The sequence below is a fragment of the Nostoc sp. MG11 genome, assembly GCF_014904695.1.
In the GTDB taxonomy this organism is placed as follows: domain Bacteria; phylum Cyanobacteriota; class Cyanobacteriia; order Cyanobacteriales; family Nostocaceae; genus Komarekiella.
The window spans coordinates 79,679-102,669 of the sequence record NZ_JACXXN010000015.1; the positions used below are offsets into that span (position 1 = coordinate 79,679).

General features: G+C 40.4%; 31 protein-coding genes. 15 read left to right on the forward strand and 16 right to left on the reverse strand.

The window, feature by feature from the left end:
• Window positions 1-90: 90 nt before the first annotated feature.
• On the reverse strand, window positions 91-324 hold the full coding sequence (locus HCR01_RS20815; protein WP_190944368.1) for a hypothetical protein: 234 nt from the start codon (window positions 322-324) through the stop codon (window positions 91-93).
• 821 nt (window positions 325-1,145) lie between these two features.
• Here HCR01_RS20815 and HCR01_RS20820 point away from each other — a divergent pair.
• The 3 genes from HCR01_RS20820 to HCR01_RS20830 all read left to right on the forward strand — a co-directional run bounded on the left by HCR01_RS20820 (window position 1,146) and on the right by HCR01_RS20830 (window position 2,023).
• Window positions 1,146-1,301: a hypothetical protein gene (locus tag HCR01_RS20820; RefSeq protein ID WP_226889499.1), complete on the forward strand. Its 156-nt coding sequence runs from the start codon at window positions 1,146-1,148 to the stop codon at window positions 1,299-1,301.
• On the forward strand, window positions 1,301-1,594 hold the full coding sequence (locus HCR01_RS20825; RefSeq protein WP_226889500.1) for a type II toxin-antitoxin system VapC family toxin: 294 nt from the start codon (window positions 1,301-1,303) through the stop codon (window positions 1,592-1,594). The genes HCR01_RS20820 and HCR01_RS20825 overlap by 1 nt, the downstream gene beginning before the upstream one ends.
• A 156-nt stretch (window positions 1,595-1,750) precedes the next feature.
• The gene (locus HCR01_RS20830) at window positions 1,751-2,023 is read left to right on the forward strand and encodes a hypothetical protein (protein ID WP_193197978.1); all 273 of its coding nucleotides are present in this window, start codon (window positions 1,751-1,753) and stop codon (window positions 2,021-2,023) included.
• Between the two features lie 10 nt (window positions 2,024-2,033).
• On the opposite strand, the gene HCR01_RS20835 is transcribed toward HCR01_RS20830, so the two are convergent.
• Window positions 2,034-2,210: a hypothetical protein gene (locus HCR01_RS20835; protein ID WP_193197979.1), complete on the reverse strand. Its 177-nt coding sequence runs from the start codon at window positions 2,208-2,210 to the stop codon at window positions 2,034-2,036.
• Between the two features lie 148 nt (window positions 2,211-2,358).
• Between HCR01_RS20835 and HCR01_RS20840 the strand changes: the two genes are divergently transcribed.
• The gene (locus HCR01_RS20840; protein WP_193197980.1) at window positions 2,359-2,838 is read left to right on the forward strand and encodes a GNAT family N-acetyltransferase; all 480 of its coding nucleotides are present in this window, start codon (window positions 2,359-2,361) and stop codon (window positions 2,836-2,838) included.
• A gap of 150 nt (window positions 2,839-2,988) precedes the next feature.
• Here the strand turns inward: HCR01_RS20840 and HCR01_RS20845 are convergent, their stop codons facing one another.
• Entirely contained in the window at window positions 2,989-3,141 is a 153-nt protein-coding gene (locus HCR01_RS20845; protein ID WP_193197981.1) for a hypothetical protein, read from the reverse strand.
• A gap of 430 nt (window positions 3,142-3,571) precedes the next feature.
• Entirely contained in the window at window positions 3,572-4,570 is a 999-nt protein-coding gene (locus HCR01_RS20850; RefSeq protein ID WP_193197982.1) for an alpha/beta hydrolase, read from the reverse strand.
• A 309-nt stretch (window positions 4,571-4,879) separates the two neighbouring features.
• Here HCR01_RS20850 and HCR01_RS20855 point away from each other — a divergent pair, with 309 nt between their 5' ends.
• Window positions 4,880-5,092: a hypothetical protein gene (locus HCR01_RS20855; protein ID WP_193197983.1), complete on the forward strand. Its 213-nt coding sequence runs from the start codon at window positions 4,880-4,882 to the stop codon at window positions 5,090-5,092.
• 147 nt (window positions 5,093-5,239) lie between these two features.
• On the opposite strand, the gene HCR01_RS20860 is transcribed toward HCR01_RS20855, so the two are convergent.
• The 3 genes from HCR01_RS20860 to HCR01_RS20870 all read right to left on the reverse strand — a co-directional run bounded on the left by HCR01_RS20860 (window position 5,240) and on the right by HCR01_RS20870 (window position 6,679).
• The gene (locus HCR01_RS20860; protein ID WP_193197984.1) at window positions 5,240-5,800 is read right to left on the reverse strand and encodes a GNAT family N-acetyltransferase; all 561 of its coding nucleotides are present in this window, start codon (window positions 5,798-5,800) and stop codon (window positions 5,240-5,242) included.
• A gap of 88 nt (window positions 5,801-5,888) precedes the next feature.
• Window positions 5,889-6,074, reverse strand: a complete 186-nt coding sequence (locus HCR01_RS20865; protein ID WP_193198044.1) for a hypothetical protein — start codon at window positions 6,072-6,074, stop codon at window positions 5,889-5,891.
• A 125-nt stretch (window positions 6,075-6,199) separates the two neighbouring features.
• Window positions 6,200-6,679, reverse strand: a complete 480-nt coding sequence (locus HCR01_RS20870) for a DUF6985 domain-containing protein (RefSeq protein ID WP_193197985.1) — start codon at window positions 6,677-6,679, stop codon at window positions 6,200-6,202.
• A gap of 148 nt (window positions 6,680-6,827) precedes the next feature.
• On the opposite strand from HCR01_RS20870, the gene HCR01_RS20875 reads away from it, so the two are divergent.
• The 3 genes from HCR01_RS20875 (at window position 6,828) to HCR01_RS20885 (ending at window position 9,060) form a co-directional block, all read left to right on the forward strand.
• Window positions 6,828-6,998, forward strand: a complete 171-nt coding sequence (locus tag HCR01_RS20875) for a hypothetical protein (RefSeq protein ID WP_193197986.1) — start codon at window positions 6,828-6,830, stop codon at window positions 6,996-6,998.
• Between the two features lie 49 nt (window positions 6,999-7,047).
• Window positions 7,048-7,224, forward strand: coding sequence for a hypothetical protein (locus tag HCR01_RS20880; RefSeq protein ID WP_193197987.1), 177 nt, complete (start codon window positions 7,048-7,050; stop codon window positions 7,222-7,224).
• Window positions 7,225-7,329: 105 nt separating this feature from the next.
• Window positions 7,330-9,060: a ShlB/FhaC/HecB family hemolysin secretion/activation protein gene (locus HCR01_RS20885; protein WP_193197988.1), complete on the forward strand. Its 1,731-nt coding sequence runs from the start codon at window positions 7,330-7,332 to the stop codon at window positions 9,058-9,060.
• A gap of 149 nt (window positions 9,061-9,209) precedes the next feature.
• Here the strand turns inward: HCR01_RS20885 and HCR01_RS40070 are convergent, their stop codons facing one another.
• Entirely contained in the window at window positions 9,210-9,338 is a 129-nt protein-coding gene (locus tag HCR01_RS40070) for a hypothetical protein (RefSeq protein ID WP_264299930.1), read from the reverse strand.
• Between HCR01_RS40070 and HCR01_RS20890 the strand changes: the two genes are divergently transcribed.
• Genes HCR01_RS20890 through HCR01_RS20900 form a run of 3 tightly spaced genes read left to right on the forward strand, consistent with a single transcriptional unit; the run spans window position 9,323 to window position 10,317 of the window.
• Window positions 9,323-9,604 carry a DUF5674 family protein gene (locus tag HCR01_RS20890; RefSeq protein WP_193198039.1) on the forward strand — a complete coding sequence of 94 codons (282 nt, stop codon included), beginning with the start codon at window positions 9,323-9,325 and terminating at the stop codon, window positions 9,602-9,604. The two genes, HCR01_RS40070 and HCR01_RS20890, sit on opposite strands and share 16 nt — an antisense overlap.
• On the forward strand, window positions 9,601-9,963 hold the full coding sequence (locus tag HCR01_RS20895) for a hypothetical protein (protein WP_193197989.1): 363 nt from the start codon (window positions 9,601-9,603) through the stop codon (window positions 9,961-9,963). The genes HCR01_RS20890 and HCR01_RS20895 overlap by 4 nt, the downstream gene beginning before the upstream one ends.
• 6 nt (window positions 9,964-9,969) lie before the next feature.
• Complete coding sequence (locus HCR01_RS20900) at window positions 9,970-10,317, forward strand: hypothetical protein (protein ID WP_193197990.1); 348 nt, start codon at window positions 9,970-9,972, stop codon at window positions 10,315-10,317.
• Window positions 10,318-10,379: 62 nt separating this feature from the next.
• Here HCR01_RS20900 and HCR01_RS38920 read toward each other — a convergent pair whose 3' ends face one another.
• Window positions 10,380-11,021, reverse strand: coding sequence for a Zn-binding domain-containing protein (locus HCR01_RS38920; protein ID WP_226889502.1), 642 nt, complete (start codon window positions 11,019-11,021; stop codon window positions 10,380-10,382).
• Entirely contained in the window at window positions 10,981-11,691 is a 711-nt protein-coding gene (locus HCR01_RS38925) for a DEAD/DEAH box helicase (RefSeq protein ID WP_226889503.1), read from the reverse strand. Before HCR01_RS38925 ends, HCR01_RS38920 begins: the two co-directional genes overlap by 41 nt.
• Before the next feature lie 489 nt (window positions 11,692-12,180).
• Here HCR01_RS38925 and HCR01_RS20910 point away from each other — a divergent pair, with 489 nt between their 5' ends.
• Complete coding sequence (locus tag HCR01_RS20910; RefSeq protein ID WP_193197991.1) at window positions 12,181-12,384, forward strand: hypothetical protein; 204 nt, start codon at window positions 12,181-12,183, stop codon at window positions 12,382-12,384.
• A 157-nt stretch (window positions 12,385-12,541) separates the two neighbouring features.
• On the opposite strand, the gene HCR01_RS20915 is transcribed toward HCR01_RS20910, so the two are convergent.
• The 3 genes from HCR01_RS20915 to HCR01_RS20925 form a co-directional block, all read right to left on the reverse strand.
• Window positions 12,542-13,018, reverse strand: coding sequence for a GNAT family N-acetyltransferase (locus HCR01_RS20915; protein ID WP_193197992.1), 477 nt, complete (start codon window positions 13,016-13,018; stop codon window positions 12,542-12,544).
• Window positions 13,019-13,162: 144 nt separating this feature from the next.
• Window positions 13,163-14,284 carry a ParM/StbA family protein gene (locus tag HCR01_RS20920; protein WP_320073150.1) on the reverse strand — a complete coding sequence of 374 codons (1,122 nt, stop codon included), beginning with the start codon at window positions 14,282-14,284 and terminating at the stop codon, window positions 13,163-13,165.
• 445 nt (window positions 14,285-14,729) lie between these two features.
• A complete protein-coding gene (locus HCR01_RS20925; protein ID WP_193197993.1) occupies window positions 14,730-15,740 on the reverse strand; it encodes a hypothetical protein in 1,011 nt (336 codons plus the stop codon).
• A gap of 648 nt (window positions 15,741-16,388) precedes the next feature.
• On the opposite strand from HCR01_RS20925, the gene HCR01_RS20930 reads away from it, so the two are divergent.
• From HCR01_RS20930 to HCR01_RS20940, 3 genes are all read left to right on the forward strand, one after another.
• Window positions 16,389-16,619, forward strand: coding sequence for a hypothetical protein (locus HCR01_RS20930; protein WP_193197994.1), 231 nt, complete (start codon window positions 16,389-16,391; stop codon window positions 16,617-16,619).
• Entirely contained in the window at window positions 16,600-16,881 is a 282-nt protein-coding gene (locus HCR01_RS20935) for a type II toxin-antitoxin system YafQ family toxin (protein WP_193197995.1), read from the forward strand. Before HCR01_RS20930 ends, HCR01_RS20935 begins: the two co-directional genes overlap by 20 nt.
• A gap of 81 nt (window positions 16,882-16,962) precedes the next feature.
• The gene (locus HCR01_RS20940; RefSeq protein ID WP_193197996.1) at window positions 16,963-17,217 is read left to right on the forward strand and encodes a hypothetical protein; all 255 of its coding nucleotides are present in this window, start codon (window positions 16,963-16,965) and stop codon (window positions 17,215-17,217) included.
• A 182-nt stretch (window positions 17,218-17,399) separates the two neighbouring features.
• Here HCR01_RS20940 and HCR01_RS20945 read toward each other — a convergent pair whose 3' ends face one another.
• The 3 genes from HCR01_RS20945 to HCR01_RS20955 all read right to left on the reverse strand — a co-directional run bounded on the left by HCR01_RS20945 (window position 17,400) and on the right by HCR01_RS20955 (window position 22,713).
• A complete protein-coding gene (locus HCR01_RS20945) occupies window positions 17,400-17,882 on the reverse strand; it encodes a DNA polymerase III subunit delta (RefSeq protein ID WP_226889505.1) in 483 nt (160 codons plus the stop codon).
• Complete coding sequence (locus HCR01_RS20950; RefSeq protein ID WP_193197997.1) at window positions 17,879-18,544, reverse strand: Uma2 family endonuclease; 666 nt, start codon at window positions 18,542-18,544, stop codon at window positions 17,879-17,881. The genes HCR01_RS20945 and HCR01_RS20950 overlap by 4 nt, the downstream gene beginning before the upstream one ends.
• Before the next feature lie 110 nt (window positions 18,545-18,654).
• Complete coding sequence (locus HCR01_RS20955; protein WP_193197998.1) at window positions 18,655-22,713, reverse strand: beta strand repeat-containing protein; 4,059 nt, start codon at window positions 22,711-22,713, stop codon at window positions 18,655-18,657.
• Window positions 22,714-22,991 lie beyond the last annotated feature (278 nt).

The window sequence follows — 22,991 nt, forward strand, 5'->3', positions numbered from 1 at the left end:
CACAATTGAAACGGACGGGCTGTCAAATTATCAGGCGATCGCATGAGTGAAAAGTATGTGCCAGATCCATAAACAGCGTTTGACTGTACGTTATGAACCTGCAATCTGCTGTAACTCTTTATAGCGCTTGTGATTTTTTGACCACTCTTCGCAAACTTCTATAACAAATCTCTTCTCTTGTTCTGTCAAAAGCTCATCCGATTTTCCAGAGGCTAAAATATAGGCTGCTTTTGCCGCTCTGTCGTACTTCACACCAAATTTGACTAGTTCTGTGTGAAATATTTTTTCTTTCTCCTTTTTCGACAGTGAAAAGTTATGTTGCATGGTTCAGCTAGACTGGAATCCACCCAAATATTGGGTTTCTCCAGAACGAATCGCACTTGCAGATATCTCGGCTCAATGCCAACTTGCTATAGTAAAAAATATGAAATTACTTAGGCAATAAAAGCGATGACGCTGAAGTGTAAACTCAAGTCAGGGCATTTAATTAGGCTGTAACTACTTTTAGATTTAGGATTGTAGTCAGTTAACTAATGTTGCCCACTTTCTGCTAATTGTTGATTTAAAATTACATCTTCATGAAAAATCATAAGTTTTTAATATCTGAGTTTATACTTTGATTTGCCCTCACTATTTATCTCAGTGATCTGGCTTGATTTTAGATATTGGAATTTACTTCCCCATTCTTATTAGCAATTAAGATGCGTTCGCCTTGATATGAGGGGAGTTTAATCTCCGATGTGTTGTCCAACTGTGACATATTCTTAACTCCTTATATTCAAACAAAGTTTCACTTAGAGTTCTGATGTATAAGCTGATAAAGATGCTCCTGTTTAATAATTTGATTTACAACCATTTTTAAGTAAATAAACCACGTTTTTACCTCACACAAAGGTGCATAAGCATAAAGGAAAACCTAAAAGTATGGTTTAAATAAACAAAAAGTGCTGTAATACCAATTCACGAAAATCTGATTCAAATAAAGCATCAAGAATAAAATCCCAATCTGTAATAGAAGCAACGATTGATGTGTTTAATTTCTCCAAACGCTTCCAGATAAATTGTCTTAACTCATCCAAAGTTCCAAAGCTTTCCTTGGGAATATCCCAGGTCGCAAAATTGAATCCGACTGGAGATTTTTAAAAGTGGCAATTGACGATTGGCTACGTTCAAAAAGCGGTCGAGCTATTCTTCTTCAACAGGCAGGCGCTTTAGCAGATGATAATACTCTGGCACAATTGAGAGCAACAATCTACCACAATAGGGAACGCTCTGAAGTGGAAGAGGAGTCTATTGATTAATGTATTTGCTTGATACCGACACTCTGACTCATCTTTATGCTGGACAGTCAACTGTAGTTGAGCGGTTGAGGTCTGTGGATGATTCAGACGTTGGTGTTACTATCATTACCAAAGGTGAAGTTTTACGCGGACGTATTGACTATCTCATAAAAGCTCAAACAGGTACAGATTTACTTAAAGCACAGTCGCTTTTATTTCGTACCGAAGAACTGCTGAATCAACTGTTAATTGTGCCAGTTACTCAAAGAGCATCACAGCAGTTTGACCGATTGCGTACCGTCTCCAAACTGTAAAAAATCGGACGAGCCGATCTGTTGATTGCTAGTATTGCTTTGGCGAATCAAGCTGTATGAATGTCAACCTTCAGGTAGTATTTCTAACTATCAAAATAGTTGTAAAAATTTTAAAGTTAGATAATTTTTTCCATGCGCTTATTACTATTTCAAAACTTGAAGCTGACCATTCCTACAGCTTTAGTATTTACGGTTCTTGGCTATATTTTAAGTCTACCTCTGAGTTTTATCGTTAACTCAGAAGCAGCAAGATGGCAATTCAATGTACAAAAGCCACTAAGTATTGAAACCCGAAAGCTTGATGAGCTTGGAAGTTTTCAAGGTCGGGTAGCACTTGGAGGTACAGCGCTCGGAATCCTAGTAGCTCAAACAACTTTTATTATGTATGTAAGTAAATTTGGACTCAGCAATCGTACTAATAAGGAGTAATCTATTAGTTTCAGTTCTCAATACCGTACTCTTTCCCTATTAAACCCAAAAGTTTCTCTTCCACAGCCGTCAAATACGGTCGCTTCAGTTCCCCCAAGTGCTTCAGCACAGCACGCGCAGCTTCTTCCAAGTTTTCATTGTCTCGCAGCCTACTGATGCGATCACCTACGGTGGGCGCTTGCGCCATCGCTAATCATCTGCATCTGCCAACATTCCGATTCTAGGTAATTGAGCGGCTTGAGGTGGTCGATTCTCACAGTGTACTCCCTATACCAAAAAAATAAAAGATTTGCTGGTAGTGTTTATGTAACATACTATAACCACATAATATCTCTATGCGAATTGAACCATACGAAGATAGCCAACTTGATACCATCAAAAGTTTTTCACTTCGGGCATGGAGTCCGGTCTTTGATTCGATTCAAAAAGCGATGGATATTGAGGTGTACCGTTCATTCTATCCTGATGGTTGGCATGTAAGCCAGCTTAATGCTGTCGAGTCCGTCTGTACTACAGCAGACATCAAGGTGTGGGTTGCCATCGACTCTGATTCAACCCTGGGCTTTGTAGCCGTGAAACTCCATTCAGAGAGTAGTATGGGAGAAATCTACATGATTGCTGTTGATCCAGATTATCAACGTCAAGGCATTGGAGCCGCTCTGGTCGAGTTCGCTCTTAATTGGATGAAAGCTGCTGGTATGTCCGTTGCTATGGTCGAGACCGGAGGCGACCCTGGCCATGCACCAGCACGTTGTACCTATGAAAAGCTGGGTTTCGGGTTGTTACCAATTGCCAGGTACTTTAAGAAACTGTAAAAGGTATTGAGACAGGATGTTTGTAAAAACCTGGATTTTGGGTCTCACTAATGCTTTATTTCTTGTTACCAAACAAGGCTTTTTAGTCAAAATTTTATTTTGTAGAATCACTTACAGCATTGTGGCATTGCTTCTTTGTTACATTAATCTCTAATTTCCGACTCCAGAACCTTCAGCAATTTCTCTTCCAACGCAGTCAAATAAGACCGCTTCAGCTTCCCCAACGACTCCAAAAACTTCTGCACTGATTCCTCTAACGCACTCGAATAAACTCGACTGATGCGGTCGCAGACGAGCAATCACTCCGAGAGAAGTGCCAGCTATCTACATCTTGTGAAGTTTTATTTGGTTTTGCGTCATTTCTAGTCAGTTGTAGAGCCTTAACTGAACTCTATTGAGCGCTGTATCAATTATGTAGAGCGTTTCTACAGCACTCTTTCTACAACTGGCATAGAGCGGAACAAGTTATACAGGGGCTTTAACTGTATCCCGCGCTGTTGATATCTCCATTGAAACTGCAACAGCAAATAATTGGATGCCAAATTGCCGAAATCTGTAATTTATCTTGTGCTTAAGCACAAGCGATCTCAGAAATTAACTGAGTTGAAATATTCAGGCGACCTGGAGTGAATAATTGATATCCCCGACAAAACAAGCCATTGAAAGGCAAAACTGCCACAAACTTGTAGGTTTCAGGACTTACGCAACTGGCAGTAAAAGAAACGAGAGTTTCCTATTGTAGATATTTCTTCAGTTCAGCGGCGGCCTGAACAAAAAGAGAACGGGTTGCCGGAATCTCGGCTAAACCATTCAGCAGTCCGAAGTCATGAATCATACCGTTGTAACGCACAGTTGTTACTTTTACCCCTGCTTCATCTAGCTTACGTCCATAGGCTTCGCCTTCATCCCTCAAAATATCGCTTTCTGCAACCTGAATTAACGCTCTTGGCAATCCTTTCAATTGCTCAACCGTCGCCTGTAGGGGAGAAGCATAAATATCTTTACGCTTTTCTGGGTCAGCGATGTACATATCATACATCCACTTCATCAAAGGTGTAGTCAGAAAACGCTTCTCGCCAAATTGATGGTAGGAATCCGTTTCAAAATCAGCGTCTACGATTGGCCACATCATGATTTGCAGCTTAATGTGTGGTCCTCCTTTCGCTTTCGCCATCAAGGTGGTAACAGCCGTCATGTTGCCACCAACACTGTTGCCAACGACTGCTAGATTTTTGCCATCAACATTAATCTCTTCACCGTGTTCAGCAACCCATTTGGTAGCAGCATATATCTCATTGATCGCTTGTGGATACTGAGCATCTGGCGTGCGCGTGTAGTTGACAAAGACCGCCACAAACCCTGAAAGTACGACGAGATCGCGAACCATGCGCTTGTGCGTTGGATAATCGCCCAGCACCCAACCGCCGCCATGAATAAACATGAAAACAGGCAATGTGCCTTTGACACCTTCAGGTCGCACAATGTTTAGCTTGATCGGATTACCGCCAACGGTAATCGTCTTCTCAGATTCGTCAATGCCTGAAACATTCACTTTAACGGCAGCCTGTGCATTCACTAGCACTTGACGCACTTCGAGTGGAGGTAATGTCTCTAAAGGCGAACCATTTCCTGAATTCAATAATTTCAAAAACGCCTTCACTTCCCTGGAAAGACGCGGATCGTCCGCGACTTCCAAAACTTTCACTGCTTGCGAGTTTGCTCGACTAATCATAAGCCCCACTTGGATTTATAGATGGTGGATAATTTGTTGAAGTGGCACTGTCAAGCCAGTTAACTTGACAATGAGCGCTTCCACTGTTTCACAACGCCTCAAAGTGATTACCTAAAAGGTACAACTACACAGCCAATTACTCAATTCTTTGTCAGAAAAAGTGTTCAAGGGATTATTCCATCTCCATATTTGGACTCCACAACATTCAACAATTTCTCTTCCATAGCAGTAAGATAAGGTCGATTCAGCTTCCCCAAGGACTGCAACAGATTTTTGACTGTCTCTTGCAACGAATCGGAATATATTCTAATGATGCGATCACCTACGGTGGGCGCTTGCACCATCGCTCAAGGACTGCATCTGCTCACATTCGGCAGGCAAGTAATTGTAAGATTTGAGGTGCTGCATCCCAACGGCGTACTCGCCATCCCAAAGTTTTACGGTGCAACTGAAATCATTTACTACGCTAACAATCGCCCAACACCCACCCTTGCCCCTGAGTGCGGGATTGTCCTTGGCTAAGATTTGGCATACTTCTCTCTCGTATCTGGTAGGTGTTTGGTACTTGAGTCCGTTCCATTATGGGCTGCACAACATCTTTGACGATTCTACCAGTCGGTTTGACCACTCGCCTGCTGCACTGCCTGTTGCTGTTGTTGACGTTGTATCCTAGTGAGGGGTCGCACTTACTCTTGTCTGACAATACTGAGTTAGTATAAACTGCTCCAAATCGTGATACTGCCCTTTCCAAAATCCACGCTGTTTAAGTACGCCCTGACTTTGAAATCCTAATTTGCACAGTAGCTTTTTTGATGCGGTATTATTCAACATGACTTGGGCAATCACAAACTGCAAGTCACACTCAAAAAATCCAAATTGCAAAATTGCTTGCAATGCTTCTGTCATGATCCCTTGTCGCCAATAAGCGCTCTTGAGTTCGTAACCTATTTCAGCAGAGTGTGCTTGTTTATCCCATGTCAAGCCACACGAACCAATTACGATGTTGTCAAGCTGACGTGCAATTCCCCATCGTATTCCCTGCCCAGTTTCAAATCGTTTTATCTGGCGCTCAATTAGCACAACTGCTTCCTCAATTTTGGTAAAGGTATCAAGGTTATGAAATCGAGTTACTTTTGGATCACAAAACACTGCCAAAACTGCCCCAGCATCTTCTGGTATTTCTTGGCGCAAAAACAGTCGTTGTGTTTCTAAAGTTGGAAAACAGTTCACTGAATTTTTTACTTCATCCGAAAATTACTCATCACCTAATCGCCAAAGTATAGCCTCATCTCCTCGACCGCAGTCAAATACGGCTGCTTCAACTCCCCCAGGTACGTCTGTCCCTCAATTCCATAAGCGCCTTCCCTGCCACAAAAAACGCTCGTTCTACCTTGCGTTCTAGAGTTAAGCGATCGCGTGCCTTTTGGGGGTCAACTCCCAGCAGTCCATAGGTAAGGCGCACCTTCAAAATGAAACATCGACGTTCTTTGTCTGAAACTGCCATGTTTCGGCTCAAGGTAATTTTTGGAGGCAAGTTACAACGATGCTATGCATGACAATCAAGCCGTCCTTGTTATTTCTGCAATGTGCTACCATCATAAATGCATCAGATCGCAAACGAGATAGTTTTTACCGTCCTGTTTCACCTATTTGATCTGCATCGTCTGCTACTCCATTGCGAAAGCGCACTTCTAATCCGTGTTCTGGCTCCCAGTCACACTCAGCTATCAACTCAAAGGTAGGAATATGCAGGTCATACTCAACGTGAGGCGGCACATAGATATATGAGAAAGTGACCTGATCCCAGACCTGAATGGGATTAACCAACGGCGGCATTGACTCATCTCCAATCATGTCACGATATACATCATAATTTTGCAGCACAACAGGAGCCGTGATGCGTAACACATTGGGTGACAAGGCTAGAGCTTGCTGAATAGCTTCACGCTGGAGCGATGAAAGTTCCCCAATCTGCCCCTGTTCAAAATCCACGCAAATCGGTACACAGCGATCGCCCAAAACAGCACATTGTGCTAAAGTCCAGCGGTTCTCTTCGATCCTCATCTGTCCAAACTCAGCATCGTAGTAACTTCTTGGGGGTTTCATCATCTCCAGCTACTACCTTTATTCATCAAAATCATGAAAAAATATGTTGATTTTTGTTCATAGTTACATATTATTGGTCATCAGAAAATTGGATTAGAAACCCCGTCATACACACGAAGTTGAGGACGGCTTTATAATAATCTAGCAAGGATTGGCAAGTGTTTGGTACTTTCGTCCTTTCCATTACCTTTGCACAACATCTTTGACGATTCTGCCTGTGGGAACTTTGCCACAGTGCCTTAGCCCTACAGCAACACCTCCGAAAATCCCCGGCTATCCCCGCATACCTAAAACACCACGACCATTGGGTTTTTACCAATAAACAGTCGGGCAATATCCAGCATCTCATCAAACACGAGAAAACTCGGATAGTGAGACATATCAAGGTGCAAGCAGAACGCAGTCCTTATGATGGAGATTTGGTTTACTGGAGTACGAGAATGGGCAGACATCCAGAAGTTAAACCAGAAATAGCTATACTTCTGAAGAAACAAAAGGGTAAATGCTCTGAATGCGGACTGTATTTCCAAGATGAAGATTGTGTATAAAGAATATATTGTTTTTAGTTAGCAACACTCATGGTGATAGTATTTGCATAAATAATTTTACACAGAATAAATAATACTTTATATCGTAACATTGTTGGAGATTTCATGGTTGCGTCTCTGGGACTAAGATACATTGCAGTTTTCACTTTTTGTATTTTTACTTTACCTTGTCTATCTTTTACTGCATTAGCTCAGTCTACGCCACCAGCAGGAGTTACAATTCCCCCTCAGACACCAGACACGGTTGACCAAACCACTCCCAAGCCAACACAATCACCAACTCCTCCCTCTATCAAACCATCTCCTCCACGTATCCTGACTCCTCCTCAAAATCCTCCTGATACTACTTTTCCATTGGGTGAAAGTTTTTTAGTCAAAAAAATCGAAGTTCTGGGAAATACTGTTTTAATTGAAGAAATTACTAAATTAAAACACTCACTGGAGAATAAACAAGTAACTTTTGCAGACTTGATTCAACTGCGATCGCAAATCACAGAACTATACATCAAAAACGGTTACATCAACAGCGGCGCATTTTTGCCAAGTAATCAAATTATCGACAAAAATGGTGCTGTGGTGCAAATCCAGATAGTCGAAGGAGAACTAGAGGATATTGTAATCAGCGGTTTAACTAGTTTACAACCAGGATATGTGCGCTCGCGTCTACAAAGAGCAGCCACTACACCATTAAACCAGAAACGTTTGGAAGAAGCGCTACAACTATTACAACTCGACCCTTTAATTCAACGAGTCAACGCAGAGTTAATTGCGGGTAGCAGTCCCGGACAGAATATCTTACAGGTGAAAATTACCCAAGCACCCGCCTTTTATGCTGGAGTGTTTGTAGATAATAATCAATCTCCCAGCATTGGTTCTACTGAAGCTGGAGTATTTATTGCCCATGATAACTTGTTGGGTTTTGGCGATCGCTTCAGTGCTGAATATAGTATTACTTCTGGACTCAATCTATATGATATTAACTACACTGTTCCCGTGAATAGTCTCAATGGAACTGTCAGCCTGAGAGTCAATAATGGCGACAGTCGCATCATAGAACCTGAATTCCGCGACTTAGATATTAGAAGCGAAACACAAACTTATTCAGTAGCGTTGCGTCAGCCTTTATATAGGTCGCCTCAAACGGAATTCGCTGTTGGTTTAGCTTTAGATTTACGTCGCAGTCAAACTTTTCTACTTGATGATATTCCCTTCTCTTTTTCCCAAGGCCCAGAAAATGGCGAATCAAAGGTTACAGTAATTCGATTTTCTCAAGATTGGGTAGACCGTAATGCCACTAGAGTTTTAGCAGCGCGATCGCAATTTAGTCTGGGTATTGGTGCGTTTGATGCTACGGTGAACTCTTCAGGTACTGACGGTAGATTTTTTGCATGGTTAGGACAATTTCAATGGGTGCAGCGCTTATCACCACGAACTTTACTGCTAACGCGAGTCAATGCACAATTAACCCCAGATTTGTTGCTATCGCTGGAAAGATTTAGTCTTGGGGGAGTAGATACGGTGCGGGGATATCGCCAAAATCAGTCTGTTGCTGATAATGGCATCACCGCTTCAGCTGAAGTTCGGATTCCATTGACATCTAACTCTAATACCTTACAGCTAGCACCTTTTTTTGATATTGGTACGGCTTGGAATAACCGCCAAACAAATCCAGATCCGCAAACTATTGCTTCTTTAGGTTTAGGTTTGCTCTGGCAGCCGAGTCGTGATTTGAACTTACGTTTAGATTATGGTATTCCCTTGATCGGAGTTGATAATCCTGGAAACACGCTGCAAGATAATGGTCTTTACTTTTCGTTGCGATATCAGCCGTTTTAAGTGTTTAAAGTCTTCAAAAAATTGCCAGACTATTTATTGTCATCTAATTTCAGTAGTTTTGATAATAGCCATCCATGTTCAAAAGTTGATTTGAGTACCATTGGGGTTATCTTTAATAAACATTTGCCAATGGCAGAGGCATTAGCCTCTTAAATCTTGACTTCTGGAATAGCTTCTAAATTGACCATTGACGATAACTCAGGAATGAGTATGTTTGATTGTGATTTGTTATCTGGAGATTGAGTCAGTAGTTTAATTAACCATTTTTCAGTCTGCATCTGCTCCTTTTTATTCCAGCGTACATTTAATCTTGCGTCGGATTCTGGCTGGGGGAGGTGAAATGCACTTTTACTGTGAACAGGCGTTGCTAGAAGATGGCAGTCAGCAGAGCAATATTAGGTCGCATCGTTTTAGACCTGATACACAACAGATAATCTATGAGTCTATGGTTAATCTGCGTCCCCGACAGAATCGTTCAATGGAAATTATCGACGTTAAGATTAGAGAACAGGTTGCCGCAATTATTATGGAGTTTTTGGGATGAATAGTGGCTTAACTTATGAGCAAGAAGCCTTTGTGCAAGATAGTATCCCTGTTAGATTGGGAAAATTGGCAACTAATTTAGCACAGATAAGTCAACTTTTCAGTGATTATACGCATGATGATGTGGTCAAAAGCCTGATTAGAGAGACTATGTATTTTATTGAGTGGATAGGCCCAGATATAGATATTGACAATGCTTTTGAGTTAGCAAACTTAGGAAGGTTTCTCACACGCTGGCTGTTTAACTGGGAACAAGCCTGGAATAATATAGAAGCTAAAAACCAGATTATTCAAGAACTTGGTATTTGGTCAGACAGTGTTTTGCAAATGTCAAAATTACCTGCTGTACAACAATCCTAACTGATAATGACTCAATCCCAACCTCCATTACCACAACCCAAACTCGAAGGAGCTGGTATTACCTCTGACCAGTATTTTGAATTTACTCCAGAAAAACTAGAACTGAGTAACGGATATTTGGATTATGGTGGACAAGACCAACTTGGGTTTCATTTGTCTGTTCTCACCAACATGGGATTGTTGACAGCAGTTCGATATACAAATTTGTCACTGTGGCTAGAAGCGCTCAAAGGTGTAGTAAGGGAAAAACTACCGACTGTCAACGCCCAACCAGAAGTAGCAGAAGCAATGCTCAATCGATTTAATCGGGCGATCGCAGACTTGGAGGCAGTGATTGAGTATCTGGGACAATAAAATCTGGAAGTTGAGCGATGTCTACGACGATGCTCGTGTCAAACATCAGGTGTAGCGATGGGCTACGCGATCGCATCTAACAACAGTAATCCCATTTGCTTCAATAAAGCAATGTTACCATCAGGGCAACCATGTTGAATTAGGCACTTTGCACAGCCAGTATTGCAATTGCAATCTAGTGCGTAGGCGTAGCCCGCCGCAGGCATCGCTCTAGCAGCACTAGCAAGTTTTGGCAAATGCTTAAACACAGCTTCAGCCGCACCATTACCACCATCACTGGTATCATAGAAATAGCCTGTGTAATTGTTATTTTCCCCTAACTCCTTCACTACTGTAAAATTTACCTGTTTTGGGTCAACTCTAGCCACCAGCTGTAACGCTCTCATAATTTGATGCCCAAAGCTATGGATAGCAATCAAGGTACTGGAATATTCCCATAGCTGTTGATAGCCTGGTGGAATCGGTTCTCCACTGCGGGTTAAATTGGTTCTAGTTTCCAAGGTATTATGCTGGAGGTATTCCCGCGCACTTGAGTTAATCGCTACTTTGACCATTGGTGCTGAAAATTGAGTACGGAAAGGCTGCTCAAACTTTTCTTCTGACAGGGTTTTCACAATTACAGCTTTGCGTGTGAGTTTGCTACAAAGTGGACAACGACGTTCTTTAGGTAGCAGTTCTTTGTAGCCAGAACATATTTGCGCCATAGCTACCTGAAAGGGTGTGAGCTTCGTCAATCAGCACATAGCGTAATCGCTGATAAAAGTTTGCCCAATGCGCGGATTTCCAGGCTTGCTTGAGTTGAAAGTGGATTAATTCTGGTGTGACACCTAAAATATGCGGTTCACTCTTGAGGATTTGTTCTCGTTTTTCTGATTTGACATCTCCAGTGATCATTGCCAGTATAGGTCTGGATTGTGTGGGTATGGTAGAGAGTAGTTCAGAGATTTTGTGGAACTGGTCTAGTGCTAATGCTCGTAGTCCATAAAATGCTAATGCTCGATGTTCTTCATTGATACAACCTTCCAGAATGGCGGGGTATGTGCTGAGAGTTTTGCCACTGGCTGTGGGAGAGGTGAGGATTAAACTTTTACCTTGTCTAATTGCTTGTAAGGCTTGAAGTTGGTGAGAGTAAAGTTGGGTGATTCCTAATGAGTGAAGTGCTTTAATTAATTTATTTGGTAGGTCATTAGGGATATTTTTCAGATTAGGTTCTTTGGCAGAGATAGTCTGTTGCCATAGTAAATCTTCACCTAGAAATTCAGCAATATCTGTTGGTTCAGTAGGATGGTTATTTGAGTTGGAATTTTCTGTAATGGGTGTACGAGGTGGTGTCCAAAAGCTTTGTAGTAAGGCACTATAATTGGGCGTGTTCATGGCGGTGTTTTTCGCTCATTGCCCTAAAAAATCCCCCATTGGGGGAGTGATATTAAATTAGGATAGGTGGTACGGAATTTTCGATAAAAAAATTGCGGCTAACCGTACACAAGTTGATTATGTATTATTTAGACTGGAGAAAACAAAAATACACATAGCAATATATGAATAAAATCCATTTGAATACGAATAATTACAAAAACGTAAGAATCGAAATATACCAAGAGGCCATTGGTAGTAATTTGCGTTTAACATATGAACTTATAAACGCCAAAGGTCAAACTATCGAGCATTATATAAGCGGTTTTACAAACATGAATTACCGACGAGATCACCAAGATATACTGATCAGAGATGCTCGTGAAGTTATTGATTCCCTTATTAAAACGGAAGACCCTGGTATTTAAGTTACACTGGTATCTATCAGCAATTAAGTATTAAAACTTCGTTATATTAGCAACCCAATCTATAGGATTAAAAATATAAAAAATGAAAACTTGCGTTGTTCTAGGAGATTTATCGTCTGATTTATCGAGTGAGAACTATCCTACCGTACCTGTGTGTGATGATTGTTTTGCAGAGTGCAGTGACAGTGAAAGGATAATACATAGTGACGATTTTGACCCAGTGCTTGGGAATTCTTGCCACTATTGTGGAAAGTTCAAAGAAGAAGAAGAAAATGAACAGTGCTGAAACAGGCTGCAAGTTGACACAATACTGTTAATTAATTCTTAGTAAAAAAAATACCCCGATATGCCCTTGATATCGAGGTATTTTTAAGTGGATTTTCCTGTCATGATATATATGACATTACCGGACTATTTTCTTGCTTACCTGTTTTTTCAAAACCTTACCTCTTAACGTTGTCATCATATTTAATCATTACGCAATATTTATGATTGTCCTGGATATCTTCTTTCTGTAATTTAAAACCAAGATTTATATAGAAATTATAAGCATTTTGATTTTCCTTAAAAACTGCTAGCCTGTATGGTGGTTTACATTCAGAAAATACTTGGTTGAATAATTCTGTACCGTAGCCTTTCTTTTGATATGCTTCTAAAACATAAATAGAAACTATTTTCGTTTCGGTGGAAAATTCACGGACAGATGTAAAACCCACTATCTTGTCGTCTTTATAAATAACCCATACTTTAATAGTATATTCTGTATTTTGACGTTCACATAATTCTTTTTTAGTATCATCCTTAAATTTTCTAAGTTCTTTTTGTGATAGAAAGGTATGAGATTTTTGAATTTCTTCTTCTGAAATACGTAAAAGAAAGCTCAAATCTTTATCTTCATATTCTTTGATTTTTCTATTCATAAGTTACTTATCCTTTCTAGTATTTTCTAAAGTTTTAGGGGTCACTGTTCCGAAATAGGAATTTTGTACGACACTAAGGGCATTAAGCCGAGAACCGTATGAGAACAAAACTCTTGACTGAAAATCATTGATTTTTCATCATCTTTATGACCTAGCGGCGCGAACAGTAGATAATTGCGCCTCTCCATAAATATACTGCCCTAAAGCATTAGCTTGGCGAGAAGGTGCAGCTAAATAGGCATTGATATTGGCTTCTTTTAGCAGACGTTGCACATCTTCCCAAAAAAAATCTCCGCCCCCACCTGTAATGATTACATTTGTTACCCTGTTAATTATCCAATCTTCTTGCTCATCTAACCAAGCAAGGATACGAGAGCAAATTTCGCGAGAAAACTGCTCTATGAGGTTGGGGAGAAAATCATCTAGGTTGGTGGCTTTACTAGCACCTTTAGGACGATAGAAGCGTTCTCCCTTGGGTTTGGTGATAGCAGAAATTAATGCTAACGACTGACTATCTGCACCTTCAATTTCAGCAGCCATCAATTCATATAATCGGTTCATACCAAAGGATTCACTCTTAGAAGCATCTCTAACAAAGCGAAAATTATTTAGCATGAGCATATTAATGTTTTCATAACCAATATCAATAATAGTCACGGTATTTTTGGTAAAATCAGGAACATCCCATCTTTTTTTAGGTTGAGCTTCCTTCCAGAGTAAACTACCATAACCTTCTGGCATTACCAATACCTTAGTAATATTCAAATATACGGATTCGCCACGGAATTTAATTATATGAGGGCTAGCAATCATACTAATTAACTGTCTTTTCTCTATCTCAAATTGTTCTGAGGATAAGAAAGGTAAACCTATCACTACGGATATTTCATCTTTGAGTTTAAAGTAGCCAATTGCAGCTAATACTTTTACTAGCGCATCTTCTACTTTAGATTGACCAACACCGAGATTTGCACCAAATTTAGCCCCTAATTGACCAACAGCATAACCATTACCTTTATATTCCAACCATAGATTCATCAAGGGATCAGTAGGTATACTACTATATTTGTATATAGCACCAGTAAAAATTTGTTCAAATGGGATGTGCTTGACATTGGCTGGAATGAAAACTACACCATTAGGATCTCGGCTAATGCAGGTTTTAGTATAAGTTCTACCTAAATCAACACTGAGAATAATTTTACTACTAATATCATTTGGTTTCACCTTGTTGATTGGTGTATTTGCTTCTATTGCTTTTAAAATACGTGCATAGTAGTCATCAGGAACAATAATTAACTCCTCTTTTAATTGGTAGAAAACTTGGTTAGTTTGTTCCACTGCTATTTGAAATATATTTAAAGCATCTGCTGTTGATTCTCTATCAATCTCCCACATTAAGTAAATGAGATTTTGTTGCAATCGCACTGCCAAACGCAAACAGTCTTTTTCAACTTCATTTAATGCGTGTTGACGAGTTAAATCATTAATCTGCCTTTTGCTTTCATCAGCAAATTCATAATATTTTTTCTCTAAATTTGCGTATTTGTCCGTTAATTCATTTGCAACTTGTCTGTGATGCTTGGCTGCTTGTCTGTCCTTTTCGCCAGTAGCATGAGCAGTAAAAGCACCTGCAACAGCACCAACCGCCGCCCCTAAAGCACCGAATAGAAGAGGAATTATAAAAATCATATAATTTTTGACTAATTATCTAGAAATGAGGGGGAAGGCAAGGAAGTTGAGAATTAGGCAACAACTTACTATCTGCTGATGTGAGTCCTAAAGATTGAGCAATAGCCACTGATTCACGTAACCGTTGCATAGCCCCTTCTATCCCCGGTGCAATTGGACGATTGCTAATTTCTTGATTAATTGCTTCTGCTTCGGACAAAAATTCTAGATTTTTCTGATGTTCATAAATCAGTTCATCTTCAATTGCTTGCAAATTCGCTAGTTCTAGCTGAGTTAAAGACTCGTAATATACTCTTACATCCTGTTTATGGTCATCAAGGATTTTGAAAAACTCGTAAACCATACCCGCAGCACCAACAACAGCTAATGCAGGTGCTACTGTGGTTAATGCGATCGCAATTGGTGGACAAGCTGCTACTACTGCTGTAGTTGCAAATGCCGTTGCACCCCCAACTGCACCACCCATGACGGTATCTTTTAATGTTGCTGTAGTCGCTTCCTGTGCAGAAATTTCGCCTCGGACTACATGCAGTGCATTAGTTAGAAGCGAAAAAGGTGCGGCTGTCACTGCACCAACAGCAGCCCCCAAAGGCGCAGCTTGAAGACCCGCTTTGACAGCACCAGCCAAGTTGTCAAACTGCAATTTGGCATTCAGTCTCATTTGTTCCTGCCAACTCATGATTTTATCACCACGAGTGATGTTGTCTTTGGCATTCTCCCATTTGATATTGTTGGGGTTATTAGACCCTCCTTTGCTGTGGGGTTTGATATGACTAGCGTGTTTATCAGATAGATATTGTTCGGCATTACTAACCGCAGATTTGCCGTCAACACCTGCGCGTTGAGATGGGGGAATCTTCTCTAACATTTCCTGGGCTTGCACCCTGCTTCTTGTCGGTTCACCAGGTCGAATCCCACCTTTATATAATCTACGCGCCGCACTTAAAGGTAAATCCTGTAAATTAGCGTGGTGAATGTTGGTTGTAGCAGCAGCGTTGACAGCAGAATTAAGATGGGAATCGTCAGACATGAGTGATTACCTTTCGTATCTAGTTTATTCTTTGAAATTTGCTAATACGCTTTCATCCAATTTGACGGAAGCATTTCATAACATAAATTATACTCAAGACTGAAAGATTCTACTAATACCGAGAATTCTTGGCAGTAAATTTTTACCTGACGCTCTATTACTTGAAGAGGTTGCGCTATCAACACCTTTCTTGATAGACATCTCTAAATCCAACACCATAATCACTGCTTTAGCTAAAGCGTTAATGCTTGTATTTGCTACCTCCTAACGCAAGTAGTAAATGCGATTAGGATTACTGATACTGGACAGTTAAGCTAATTCACTATCTTTCTGAACCACAAAAATGTAGGCGTAGCCCGTCGCAGACATCGCAGACTTAACCCACAGGCAAGTTCTAAACTGCGTTAGGAGAGTAGCAGCAATCACCATTAATGGTTCCGAGCGTGACAGTAAATCATCTAGCGATGCCTGCGGCGGGCTACGCCTACGCTAATCGCTGTTTCTGTCCTCCAGAAACATTTGCCCCCACTGCGCCGCATATCATATCATATTTTTGCGAAAATTGGCTAAATGTAAGAGGCTGAGGCAATGGAAATAAAGATTAAAATAGAGTTAGTAAAGGTAGAGTTTACTTGATTGGGAGGTTCTATGATGACTTTACAAGAAATTATTAATTCTATTGAAAGTTTGCCCACAGAAGATCGAGAGTATTTATTTGAGTTTCTTCGCCAGCAACGAATTGAGAATCGGCGGGTTGAAATTTTGGCTAATGCTCAGGAAGTGATGCAGGCTTTTAAGGATGGGACAGCTCATAGGGGAAACGTTGATGATTTGATCGCTGATTTACTAGGAGATGATGATGGAAGTTGTCTGGAGTAGTGGATTTAAGCGGTCTTTTAGGAAGATTACAAAGAAAAACCCGCAATTAAAGAATCAAATCGTTAATGTATTAAGGCTTTTGGCAGATGATCCATTTACACCGTCTTTGAAGTCTCATAAGTTAACAGGAAATTTAGCGGGGCTGTGGTCTTGTTCTGTTGCTTATGATTGTAGAATTATCTTTAATTTGTCTGAGGATGAGAAGTTGTTAGAAATGGTTATTTTGTTGATTGATATTGGCAGCCATGATGAAGTTTATTAAATGGTAAAATAGAGGCTCAAGCTTTGGATGTAGAGATGAAAATGAGTCAGCAAAGTTAGGGCTTACTTTCGAGGAGGTTCTATGATGAATTTACAAGAAACTATTAATTATATTGAAAGTTTACCCACAGAAGAACGGGACTATTTGTTTGAGTTTCTCCGTAAAAAAAAGGAGGAATCTAGAGGGGATAATTTTTGGGAGGGATTACAAAAATTTAGAAGCGTAATCCAAAGCGAGGGGATTATCTTTACTGATGATGATTTCGCTGACTTACGAGTAGACACAAAGCGGCTTGTCGGCAGACATCACAGTGTGGTCAGAGATATTGAACTATGAGCTTGAAATACTTACTTGATACCAATATTCTCAAGAGAGCCAGCACGTCCTATTCCTAAAATGAGAAACATAACATGTGAAAGTTTTGTTATATACTAATATCATTATTAGTTAATTTGGATTTTAGATTTAAATCAAATATACAATCCAAAATCCAAAACTCTCAGTCAACTTTATGTTGATTAAGTTAACTTAAATAACCTGCTAACACTAAGAATTATTAGCAGTAAATCCTTACTTTCAGCACCTCTCTTAACAGACATCTCCAAATCTAGCATCATAGTTACTGCCTTAGCTAAAGCATTGATGCTTGTATTTGCTACCTCCTGACGCAAATAGTAAATGCGATTAGGATTGCTGATACTGCACATTTGAGCTAATTCACTATCTTTCTTAATCCCAGAAACAATCGCAGACTTAATCCACAGCCAAGTTCTAAACTGCGTTAGGAGAGTAGCAACAATTACCATTAATGGTTCCGAGCGTGACAGTAAATCATCCAGCAGGTGCAAAACTTGATTACTTTCTCCTTGACGAATAGCAGATGCCAGTTGTAGGCTATTCTGAGTCTGACATGGCACTAATTCTTTTACTTCTGCAAGCTCAAGTTGTCTGCCATTACCATAAATATACAGTTTGCGTAACTCAGTCGCTGCACGGGTCATTCGCAGGTTTTTGACATAATTAAATGCGATCGCTTTTCATTAGGCAATAGTAATTTACAAAGCCGAATCAAAACTTGCTGTGCGGTTAAATTGAGTTGGGGTAAGGTCGGCGAGATAATTAAATTATTACCAGTAAATGCAGTCATTTGATATTCCTCATCTATTAATTCACATACAAAAATAGTAGGTTGTTTGGGATTACCAATAAACTTTTTACCTCCCAATGCAGCGTAATCCAAAATCCAGTATTCGGGAATACCCATCTCTTCATAATCCCCGAATTTATCATGATAGTCATCACGCCAATTAGTACTAACAACTTCAATTACCAGAGGGATAGATTCGGGTTGAATTACAGTTGATTGTTTCTCCCACAAAGGTTCATTGACAAAATTATCGTGATTTAATAATAAAATATCAGGGGAATAGGTAGAATCTCTTGTTTTGACAAACGCAGTTTTGGGTATGCGATAAGGTAGTCCTATTTGCAAAAGTTGAAAACCGATTTGTACCGTGAGAAACCCGGTAACATTTTCGTGTTTTCCTGTATGAGGTGGCATTTCAATAATTATTCCTTTATACAGTTCGTAGCGCTTTCCATCATTGGGATACCACTCAATAAATTCTTCGTAGGTTATGGGTTTGGGTAATGCTTGAGTCATGTAGCACCTGATTAGAAGTCGCTCGAAATAGCAGCCATAATGCTTTCGTTTGTTTGGCTTGCGCTTTATTTTAGCCAATCACCAAACAGTTTTCTGACTGGCGATCGCAATTATTCGCATGGACGACTCATTACCAGTCGTCCGTCGGAGAGTCGATATACACCAGTTGGTTCAATAATGCGATCGCCTTTTTTCCAAGGACGCGATGTATTTTCATTATTGACACCACGCACTCTATCTGTGGAATAGTTGGACATTGATACATCACCGGGACGGTTGGGTAAAGCACCTCCACCTGTAATGATGAAGCTACTTTCTTGTTTCTTATTTCCACGGGCTATGCAGCTATTAGCAATGAGCGCGTTGGTGTCAATCGCATTTGTGGGAAGTTCGCTGAGACTATTTTGAATTGTGCTGTTGTCGGGAGAGTTAACATTAACATTTCCCGATAAACCAACTCCCGAAGTGGCTGTGATGTATTTCGACACATCGCTAGGTTGAGTACCGACAAATACACCTTGGGCGTTGATTTGAACTTGACCACCGCGAGAGTTATCTGAGTTAGCACTAATACGGCTATTTTCGAGTGCGATTAATAAATCAGTGTCGATGTTAATGTTACCACCGATGACGTTTTCGCCTGTAGCGTTGGTGGTAATCTTGCTGTTGCGACGGAGGGTTAAATTTTGGGTGTTGAGGTTGATGGTTGCTTGTTCGCGGTTGGGGTCTTTATTGGGGCTACGGGTATTAGCGTTGATGGAAGCATTGTTGTTTAGACGGATGTGATCGGTGTTGATGGTCATAATACCTGCGTTGCCTGTACCCTCACTATTTACAAATATCCCAGCACCATTACTTACAAGTAAATTTTGGGTGTTAACCTTCAAATCTCCTGCATCCCCAGTTGAGTTACTTTCAGCAGAAGCAAATAAACCACTGAAAAATTCGTTATTAGCTGACTTACCAATAAGTTGCACGCTTTCTGAAGCATTTACAGTTAAACTTCCTCCTTTACCTGAGTTAAACGTAGAAGCTATAACTTGTGCCCCATCTTGTGCAAGTAAATTTTGCGTATTTACAGCTATATTTCCCGCATCCCCAGTTGCACCTTTTTCAGAAGAAGCGAACAAGCCACTGAGAAAACTACTATTAACTGACTGACCAATCAGTTGAACGTTTTGTGAAGCATTAACAGTTAAATTTCCCCCTCGACCAGAACTAAACGTACTCGCTAAGACCTGCGCTCCATCCCGCACTAATAAATTTTGGGTAGTAATCTTTAAATCTCCTGCATCTCCAGTCGAACCTTGTTCAGCAGAAGCAATTAAACCACCAGGAGAACCGTTAACAGATGTACCAATTAGTTCTACTTTATTCGAGGCATTGACAGTCAAATTCCCTGCTCTACCCGCTCCTAATGTACCAGTAAATACTCGTGCTCCATCTTGCACAAGTAAATCTTGGGTGGTAATTGTTAAACTTCCTGCATCTCCTGTTGAACCTTGTTGAACAGAAGCACCTAAGCCACTGATAATACGACCATCCGCAGACGTACCAATTAGTTCCACTTTTTTAGAGGCGTTTACATTTAAATTACCTGCTTTACCTCTACCAGATGTTGCAGCAGTTATCTGTGCTCCATTTCGTACAAATAAATCTTGAGCGTTAATTGTTAAATCTCCTGCATTCCCAGTCGAACCTGCTAGAGCAGAAGTAGAGAAAACACTAAGAGTATTACCATTCAGTGATGTGCCAATCAGTTCTACTTTATCTGTGGCATTAACAGTCAAATTTCCCCCTTTACCCTGACCAGATGTGGCTGCACCCACCTGTCCACCATCGCGCACAAGTAAATTTTGGGCGTTAATTGTTAAATCTCCCGCGTTTCCTGTTAAGCCTTGGTTCGCGGATGTACTCAAACTGCTATTAAGAAAACCATTAGCAGACACACCAATCACTTCCACGCTACTGCTTGCATTGACAGTCAAATTACCTCCCTTACCTGCACTAGATGTACCAGTGATAACTGTTGCCCCATCTCTCACAAGTAAATCTTGGGTGGTAATGGTTAAATCTCCTGCATCACCAGTTGAGCCTTGGTTAGTAGAAGTACCCAAACCACTAAAAAAACGACCGTCAGCAGATGTGCCAATTATTTGCACCTTGTTAGAGGTATTGATGGTTAAATTACCTCCCTTACCTACACCAGATGTACCAGTATTAACCTGTGCTCCATTTTGCACAAGAAAATCTTGGCTGGTAATCGTTAAATCTCCTGCATCTCCAGTTGAACCTGATTCAGCAGAAGAAAGCAACCCAGTAAAAAAACGACCGTCAGCAGATGTACCAATAAGTTCCACACTACGGTCAGCATTAATAATCAAATTTCCTGCCTTACCTTTACCAAGGGTAGAAGTATTGACTCGTGCCCCATCACGAATACTTAAACTACCCGCACTAATGTTTATACTCCCTGCATCTCCAGACCCAAAAGTACTAGTAAAGATAGTACTGAGACTATTGGGTGAACTGGGTGAGCGACCCACAACCTCTACTGAGTCTTTAGCATCTATGGTCAAATTTCCTGCTTTGCCTGTACTAGATGTCAAAGTTGTGACTATTCCACCATCACGAATACTTAAACGACCTGCATTAATATTTAGACTTCCAGCATCTCCAGACCCAAAAGTACTTGTAGAGATATTACTAGAAGCATTGGGTGAGCGACCCACCACCTCCACTAAGTCTTTGGCATTTATTGTCAAATTTTCTCCACTACCAAGCTCAGTACGAGTAGTAATATCTCCACCATCGTTAACACTCAATCGTTGTGTATTAATAGTTAATTCCCCACTCTTTCCAGTACCGAAAGTACTGGTAGATAGCCTACTTACTGTAGTAATTGTTTCTCCAGTTTGTGGATTGATAAACGTTGTTATGCCGCTTAAAGTAACGGAGTCTGAAGCGTTGACTAATAAATTTCCACTATTACCACGTTCTAACGATTGTGTACCAATGTTTCCACCGTTAGTAAGCGTAAGCGATCGGGCATTAATTGCAATATTTCCAGTATCACCTAGAGAGTTTTCCAAACCCAAGCTTGAAATACCACTAAGACTATCCAGCGTGACATCATCAGTTGCATTAACTACGACATCTCCAGCAGAAATACCCGGTGTACCTTCTCCAGCAGCAAGAGTTGCTGTGATCAGACTATTTCCAAAAAGGCTCAAGTTTCCAGTATTAACTGATATTGCACCCCCTCCAGTTGTCACAGCAAAGGCGTTATTTTGCAAGACAATATCCGCTTTTGGTATACCTTCTGGGAAGGCTAACTGCATTTGATTACCGCTACCAATTAACTCAATAGTTCCTGTTCCTGCAACTGCACCTAATTCCAAACGATTTCCTACTGAAGTTGCAACACCACTATCAAATGTAATATTTCCACCTATTAAGTAAAGACTTCCTAGTGTTGCAATTTGACGACTACGGTTAATTATTCCGCTTTGATTAATCTGATTAAACAGCAACGCCGAAGGATTCACCGTTAACAAAGTTGCTGCTTGGGGATTTGTGGCACTAAAATTTCCCTGATTGCCAAACTGCACCCCATTTGCAGTTGTTCCCACAAATGAACCCTGCACATCTAAACTTGCATTCTGCCCAAAAATAATACTATTGGGATTAATTAAGAATAAATTGGCATTAGAACCAGCTATATTACCGTTAATAATCTGGGAAGTACCCAATCTACCCAATATCTCAGAGCGATTACTTCCTGTCACCCGTGCCAAAATATTCTGAATATCTGCACCAGGACTCAAAAAATAAGCTCCCCGTCCCTCGCTGACGTTAAACTCTCGAAAGCTATGAAACAGGTTAACTCCGCGAGTTGCACCACCAGTAATTACTTCAACGGGCAAACCATTAAAATTAGTTACAACATTGGAATTTTCAGCCCCTAATGTGTTGTCGGGGGCGATCGCACTTTGAGCAAAAACAGGAGTTTGAACAAATGCGACTATTCCAAATAAACTCCACACACTTGCTATTTTCAAACACAGATTGCAGAATTTTTTGTTGATCGCAGCAGTTTTCTTAAGAGATTGTGTTGTTGAGGATAGTTGCACAATAATAGCTTGATGCTGTGGCGATCGCAAAATCATAAGCTGTGATGAAAATAATAATTAATTTGTAGTATATCGCTATTTAGATAATAAACTTATGATTTTTCTGAGGAAGCATTCATGACAGAAATGTTCTGCACATTGGTGCTTGCAGTTTTATGCAGTCTGCTTGGCTGAAATCTGCAATTACATGAGCAACGAGTTGAAGGATTTATTTTGAAAATCAGTTTAATGTAAGAACTATCAGGAACGATAAATAAACAAAAACACCAAGTCAAATATTGATTGTTAATGAATTTCATCGTTTCTAAATTACT